Annotated in this window: 1 protein-coding gene; it reads left to right on the top strand. The window is 56.8% G+C overall.

Annotated elements, in window-relative coordinates:
• A partial coding sequence (locus tag TU86_RS22065) for a DUF6531 domain-containing protein (RefSeq protein WP_048366450.1) occupies positions 1-703 on the top strand: 703 nt, incomplete at both ends.

Raw genomic sequence — 703 nt, 5'->3', positions numbered from 1 at the left:
AAGGCATGGCCAACAGCGCCACGCAGCACCTGCTGCCCGACGACATCAAGCAGTCGGTCCTGACCCACACCGCTCAACTGCGGGCCATGGGGCCAGAGCTGCGCACGCAACTGAACAAACTCACCGCCGAAGACGTTGAATACTCGATTGGCTGGCTGCTGCTTATATTGTCCAGCGCGAGTGCTTTGTGGCGTAAACGCAATCCCTCCGGGCAAGGCACAAGTGTTAAACCCAAGGAGACCAACCAGGCTAAGAAAACGGCGGCTGAGGGTGAGGTTGAATCTATAGAGAAACAGGCTGTTGCCGAAGGCACTCCGAACTGTAAGAAAAACGTTGTCTGTCCGATCACAGGCAACAGTATTAGCTTTGCTGTGGGATCAGAGACATTCAGTCATACCGATTTCAGCTTGCCCGGCCCCTTTCCCATCAACTGGACGCGCACTTACTACTCACGGCTGGCGTCATACGATCATGGAAGTCTGGGCGCCCGCTGGATCAACGAATTCACCACCCGTTTTGACCTGCACGACAAGGGTCTGGTGTTTCACGACGCGGATGGGCGCGACCACAAGTACACCCTGAAACCCGTCGGCGAAGCGCACTACGACGCCATCGAAAACCTGACGCTGGTCCGCGTCACTGACAACTCCTTACTCCTCTGCCGAGGCTTCGAACGCAGGGAAACCTACGTTCGCCACGGCGA

This window comes from Pseudomonas weihenstephanensis, assembly GCF_001043055.1.
Lineage (GTDB): Bacteria > Pseudomonadota > Gammaproteobacteria > Pseudomonadales > Pseudomonadaceae > Aquipseudomonas > Aquipseudomonas weihenstephanensis.
This window is presented reverse-complemented; position numbering and strand designations above follow the sequence as displayed.